The 7,280-nt window shown below is 42.4% G+C and carries 2 protein-coding genes (1 of these 2 cut by a window edge); both read right to left on the bottom strand.

Annotated features, from left to right (window positions below; genetic code table 11):
* Positions 1-194 (bottom strand): hypothetical protein (locus J8L97_RS12060; protein WP_211050000.1); only part of this gene is annotated, 194 nt, incomplete at its 3' end.
* Positions 194-7,280, bottom strand: the 3' portion of a protein-coding gene (locus J8L97_RS12055; protein WP_211049998.1) for a non-ribosomal peptide synthetase. It continues 3,194 nt past the right edge of the window; the window shows 7,087 of its 10,281 coding nt (coding positions 3,195-10,281); the start codon falls outside the window, past its right edge; its stop codon occupies positions 194-196. The genes J8L97_RS12060 and J8L97_RS12055, both read right to left, overlap by 1 nt.

Raw genomic sequence — 7,280 nt, 5'->3', positions numbered from 1 at the left:
GCGGTGATAGCCGAAGCACCATTTTTTTGTTGCGCTGTAAGTAACGCCACTAGTTCTGTTTTATGCGCCACTAACTCTGCTTTTAGCTCAGCACTGAGCTTGCCTGACTTTTTCCGAAACTTCAGTTGACCCTGATCATCCAGAAATAACGTTACGCCCTGTTGTTGTGCTTTTTTTAGCGTATCTAAAACCATTACAATACTCCCTCATCCTCAAACTCTTCATTATCAACGCCTGTCGTCAATAAAACTGATAGCTGCTCAATCAGCTCTGCCTGCTGCCTAACCGTCTGATAATTAAACAGTTGGCCAATTTGAATGACACAAGAAAATTGCTTTTGAAGCTCTACACTCAAGGTCATTACCAATAGTGAATTTCCACCAATATCAAAGAAATTACTATCAATACTCGGAGATTGCTCAAGTCGTAGTAGCTGTTGCCAAACACAGCAAAGCTGTTTTTCCAGTTCATTTGTCGCCGCCGCAAAAGGCTGAGCATCTTTTAAAGTTACAGATAGCAATGCCTTTTTATTGATTTTTCCATTAGCACTCAACGGTAATTTAGGTAAATCGACTAACTGTGCCGGACATAAGTAGTGTGGTAAATTTTGCCTCATTCGGGTTAACACCTGCATTAACACAGTCTCATCTTTAACTAACTCTGATCGCACCACATACGACACTAAACGCCGGTGTTCGCCTTCACCCACAATCAGTGACGCTGCCGCCTTAATTTCTGGTAGTGCCAGCAATTGTTGAGTAACCTCTCCTAACTCGATTCGAAAACCATGTAACTTAACCTGATCATCTGTACGGCCAACATAGTGCAGTTCGTTGTCAACAGAGTGTCGTGCAAGATCGCCAGTTCGATATAAACGCTCACCCAACTTAAACGGGTTAGCTACAAAATTGTGCTCCGTCAGCTCTGGGCGATTAAGGTAACCATTCGCTAAGCATTGCCCTGCAATATATAACTCTCCCACGACCCCTTTTGGCACAATTTGCATCGCTTCATCAAGTAAATACAACTGCGTATTCTCCATTGCATAGCCGATAGGCAAAGATTCTGTTCGTTCAAAATCTCGTCCGCTTACTTGGGCAATACAACAACCTATTACCGCTTCACTCGGTCCATAATGGTTATAAATGACGGCATTCGGAAAAGAGTGAGCAAGCTCTGCTAAAAGTGACACGGGAAAGAATTCACCACCAATCACAAATACATGTGCCTTTTGGTTTGATGTCGAGGTCATTAAATTAAGTAGTGCTCTGACATGCATTGGAGTTAATCTAAGTAACAAGCAGCCAACTCCTGACCCTGATAACAAATTAGCCAAATAAATCAACACATCCTCGCCTTGCGAAACATTCACAAACCCACCTCTCATTAGCGGTAGCAGTAATGCAGGAAGGCTAATGTCAAAACCATATGAGGTGGCTAGAAATGCGCCATTCAGATGCTCTTCATAGTAATTTTGCAAAGCGAACTGACAATAGTCTACAAGCGCCCGGTGAGCGACTTCTACGCCTTTAGGCTTACCTGTTGAGCCTGACGTATAGATAATGTACGCAGGTGCATCTGGCATATTTTCTAAAGGCGTGAGTATTTTACTATATTCACCAAATTGCCAATTGGATATGCTCAGTTCACATACTGTACAACGCTTTTCTTGCCAATGAGAGCTGTGTACATTAGTCACTAATACAATATCTAGTTCGGCATCTTCAATTATGCAGTCTAGCCTGTCCCCTTGATTTGATAGATCAATAGGCACAAAACACGCATTGATTTGGAATGCTGCAATAATAGCAATGACTATTTCAGGCCCGCGAGTTAAATATAAGCCAATACGACTGCCATGCCCCAATTGCTGCTGACGTAAATAGTCAGCCAATTGTGCCGACTTATCTGCGAGTGAACGATAGCTTAAATTCGAGCCATCATCGATTATTGCCGTTGCCTCTGGGGTGAGCATTTGCTGTTGATAAAAAGCATCTAATAATGGTACACCTCGACCATCGAGGTTAATTTCACCATGCTGTATGGCTAAATCAGCCGAGTTTTTCGTCAAACTCAATTTTGACAATGGCGTCATTGGGTGCGATAGCGTCTGGGACAACACATGTCCAAAGCTATTAACAACTCTTTGCATCGTTTCCTCTGCAAACAAACTCACATCATAATCAAACTCTAATTTGACGTGATCATCGTACTCAATGGCTCGAAGTGAAAGCTCAAATTTACTTTGTTGATTATTAAACTCAATCGGCTTAACCCATTGATCAAAATTCTTGCGGTCATCATTGTTTGCCTTTTGATAATTAAATAAAACTTGGATGAGTGGGTTGTAACTGGTGCTGCGCTTCGATGACAGCTGTTCAACCAACCACTCAAAGGGGGTTTCTTGATGACTTAACGCCGCAACAACAACCCCCTTCACGTGCTGCAAATACTCATTAAAGTTATCACTCGCATTGTAATCCGTGCGCAGTACCAATGTATTGACAAACAGTCCGACTAAATTATCCAATTCTTTACGGGGGCGATTCGCTACAGGTGTCCCAATGGCAATATCATCAACACCACTATAGCGGCAAATCACCACACTCAAAATAGCATGCAAATACATAAAGGAGGTTGTATCACTGGCTAATGTAGCCTGCTTCAAGGCTAGAAATTGATTACCATCTAACTTCATCGTCAATGTTTTACATTGATGAGATGCGAACTGCCCTCGACTGAAATCAAGCGGCAATGAGTTCAGTTCTGATAGGTTGTTTAATTGTTGTAGCCAATAATGGTTTTGCTGATCTATTTTCTCCTTCTGCTCGTGACTCTGCTGCCACAAAGCATAATCAGCATAATCTATCGGTAATTCGTTTAATTGGCTTTCACCGTTCTGACAAGCCGACGCATATAACGTACAAAATTCCTCTGCCAAAATCGCCATAGACCAAGCATCAGTCGCTATATGGTGTATACACAACATTAAGTAGCTACTTTTATCACTTTTATCACTTTTAATGTAGGTTGCTCTCAGTGGCAGTTGTTCTTGCAAATTAAAAGGCACTAACGCAAGCTCTGTAAAAATGTCACATATTGAACTCCACGACTGTGCTTGCGTTTCATCCAACAATAACCGCGTAATTTGAAAATGGGGCTTTGGCTCAATGACTTGCACAACGACACCATCCAAAGTTTGATACTTGGTACGTAATGTCCTATGTCGTAGAATTAACTCACCCAATACATGCTGCGCCAACACTAAATCAAACTGTTGACCCACTTCTAATACAACTTGCATGTTGTAATGTGCACTCTGGCCCTCATACAACTGATCAATAAACCACAAGCGCTGCTGCTGTAGTGATAGAGGCAAGCGGATCTCACTATGTTTGCGTGCTGAAATCATTTCATAAGGTGCTGTTTTTTGATTATCAATACACGTACTCAGAGCCGCTACGGTACTATTTTTGAAGATATCCCGCACAGTCAGCGCGCTAGAAAATTCTGCATTCAGTTCATTAACCAAACGAACACTCAGTAACGAGTGCCCACCTAAGGTAAAAAAACTATCATGTATAGACAGAGCAATAGTATGTTCCAACACGGCTTGGAAGTGCTGCATCACCTTTTTTTCGGTCTCTGTCGTTGCAGCTGCCAACTCTCCTGATCCTGCAACGACCTGATTCGCTAAAGACCGTTTATCGATTTTACCATTGGGCGTTAATGGGAAAGCATCTACACGTTTTATTCGTTCAGGGATAAGGTAACTCGGTGCCAGAGTCGATAACTTAAATCGCCATTGTTGCACCCAATCATCCGTTTCTCTATGCTCAGCCACGAACACCACAAATGCGACAAGCTGTTCTGAATTACCCATGCTTTGCTTTACGACCGCTACTTGCTCGCACTCTGTAAAACTACCGAGTAATCGTTCAACTTCCCCCAGTTCAATTCGATGTCCATTCACTTTGACTTGTTCATCATTACGGCCCAAACATATCAGCTCACCATTTGCATTCCAGCGAGCTAAATCGCCTGTTTTGTAAATACGTTCATTTGAATCTAACAATGGCAATGCCACAAAACGCTGCTGAGTAAGGTCAGAACGATGTAGATAACCAGGCGTAACGCCTTCTCCAGCTATACATAACTCCCCCACAGCTCCCAACGGGGCCAATTGCTGATATTCATCAAGAATGTATACCCGAGTGTTACCAACGGGCTTTCCGATACTCACAGCGTCAATAGTTACAGCGCCAACGCACGACCAAACCGTGCACTCTGTTGGGCCGTACATATTAAATACACGCTCAGGTAATAGTATATAAAGTTGTTGCGCAAGCTCATCACTGAGCGCTTCGCCACCTACCAGTAATAAATCAAGTTGACTTAACGCAAGCCGGCCCTCTTGGCTTTGTAGTAGTTCACGAACGAAACTCGGGGTTGATTGCAACCGGGATACATGCTGATTACATATTAAAGTAGCTGGGTTCCAATCTTGGCTAAATCGTTTAGCCATCATATCAGCTTGGCATTGGTATTGTTGCCGCCGCTCATCTAAAAATTGGATCCGTTGCGTGCGCTCTAATTGAGCATCAGAGCATGGCAACTTGCTGCCAACAACCAGAATATCATCAATGCCAATACGCGCAAAATCAGCAAGTTCTACAACACATGCTTCACGGTCTTTCAATTGGCCCAAAGCGCTTATTTTTTCATCCGCGGAACCATAAGAGATAAACAAAGAGATTCTAGGTTCATTATTATGTTGCGAGCTAAAAGCAGAAACCTTGTCTTTTAAATCAATCAACTCAGAACCTTGATAAAATATACCAAGTGAGAGACCACGTTGTGCAGCCTGCACATACTCCGTTAGCGAAGCAGTGCATGACAACACGACATCCCCCCCCCCCAACGACGAAGTATATCTAGTTACGCTACTTTGCGATCTTAGAGCCGCACAGTCGCTGGCCTCTAGCAAAGGTTTGTCATATTCATAAAACCCAAGCTTTGCCAGCTTATCCTCGATGTGTGCATGTGGGCGATCTGGTTGGATGATTATTTTCGAACCACACCTTAAGCTCCAAAATAACTCTAGTACTGAAATATCAAAACTAATGCTGGAGCTCGCCAACCAAGTATCTTGATGCCCAGTAGCTGGTAAAGCATTATCCATCGCAGCAAAAAAGTTAATGACATTGCGATGTGTCACTTTTACTCCTTTTGGTTGGCCGCTAGAACCACTTGTGTAGATAACATAAGCTAAATTATCTGCCGTACACTTCACTGGGTTAAGCACCATTTCAACACTTTCCTGCGGATTTAAAGCGTCAACCAAGTGCAGCTTGACCGCGGACTCATTACCAAATAACGGTCGCAAGTTTTCAGTAATAATAAGGTGTGCTAGAGCACTGTCATGAATAATGTAATTTAGGCGCTGTGCTGGGTAGCATGGATCTAATGGGACATACGCTGCCCCTACCTTTAAAATAGCCAACAGATTAACCAGCATTGACAATGAACGCTCTTGACAGAGCCCCACTAACTGACCAGGTAAAACACCTTGACGCCGTAATTGAGCTGCAACATTATCAGCTTGCTCGTTCAATTGAAAAAATGTCAGCGACTGCATATCAAACACTGCGGCTGTACTATGTGGATTAGCTAAACTCTGTGCTTCAATCCCATCTTGCAATAAAGCATCAGGGTTAAATTCTAATTTTGTTTCATTCAGCCGCTGGGTTAAATATACTCGCTGTGAAGCAGGCAATAAATCATAGCGATAACACGGTTGCTCAGCCGTTTTTGTCACCCCTTCAACTAACTGAACAAATTGACCCATGAGAGCATTAATATATTGCGCCTCAAACAGCTCGGTACGGTACTCAACAGTGAACTGTAAACCATTTTGGTCTTCTCGAGCATGCCAAGTAAGCTCATATTTTGCGACCGATTCCTGCTGAACTAATGGTTGAAACTCGAAAGGCAACTTAGCATCGTTTAATTGCTGTGCTTCAGTATTATCGAGAATCAACATGATTTGGAATAATGGCGAACAGTATAAGCTGCGTTCGGGTGCTAACTTTTCAACCAACAGCTCAAAGGGCGTTGTTTGCCGCGATAACGCATCCAGATTAATTTGCTTGACGTACGCTAACACTTCTTTGAAACTTAAAGATAAATCGCAATCTAACTTCAATATTAAGTTATTCACAAAAAAGCCAACTAAATTATCTAGTTGAGGGTGATTTCTATTTGCTACCGGCGTGCCTATTACAACTTGTTGATGTTGAGTATGCCGGCTAATCAAAATACTGAGCAAGGCATGCAGAACCATAAACAAAGTCACATTATGCTGAACAGCTAACTGCTTTAACCCATCTAACTGCTTCACCGAAAGGTGTGATTGCAGATTATTACCTGCAAATGTTTGTTGCTTTGATCTTGCCTGATAAATCGGTAGCTGATGCACGGCGTCCAGATCTTTAAGGTGTTCAAGCCAGTAATTTACCTGTTCAGCCTGAGCAGGTTTTGCCAGCTGGTCTCGTTGCCAGGCAGCATAGTCACTGTATTGAATCTCTACTTCCGCAAGCCCCTCTTTTACCCCATGCAAATTATTGTTATACAGTGCAAAGAAGTCCCGCAGCAGCAAATTCATTGACCAGCCATCAGTGGCAATATGATGGGTTGTAAGAAGTAAAACCCCACTTTCATCACTTCGGTTAATGTAGGTGCCACGTAATAGCACATCTTTCGTTAGATCAAATGGTACTGCTATCTCTTGCTGCTGCAAATTAGCAACAATGTGCTGTTGTTCCTCACTCGTGTAATTGCCAACCTCTACACGCGATAAAGCAAAGCGCTCTTTACTTGGTTGTAATTGTGGCTGTCCATGATGCGTTAGAATATTCATTTGTAATACTTGATGGCGCGCAATCAATGCCAGTAACGATTTTTCAGCGACATCAGTATCGAAATTACCTTTAATAGCAATGGCAAATGGCAAGTTGTACTGTGCTTGCTGAGTATCTATTTGGGTTAGTAACCAAAGTCGTTGCTGCGCCACAGATAAAGGCTTATTATCATCAGAGTCAATCACAGTGATAGGCTCAAATACTTCACTCTCACTGCTATCAATAAATAATGCTAAATCTTTAATACATGAATGACTAAAAATATCTTTTAATTGTAATTTCTTTCCAAGCAGCTTAGATACTTGGTTAATCAGTCGAACCGCCAATAAGGAATGGCCGCCTAACACAAAGAAATCGCTG

The organism is Pseudoalteromonas sp. MMG012 (genome assembly GCF_018100875.1).
GTDB lineage: Bacteria > Pseudomonadota > Gammaproteobacteria > Enterobacterales > Alteromonadaceae > Pseudoalteromonas > Pseudoalteromonas aurantia.
This window is presented reverse-complemented; position numbering and strand designations above follow the sequence as displayed.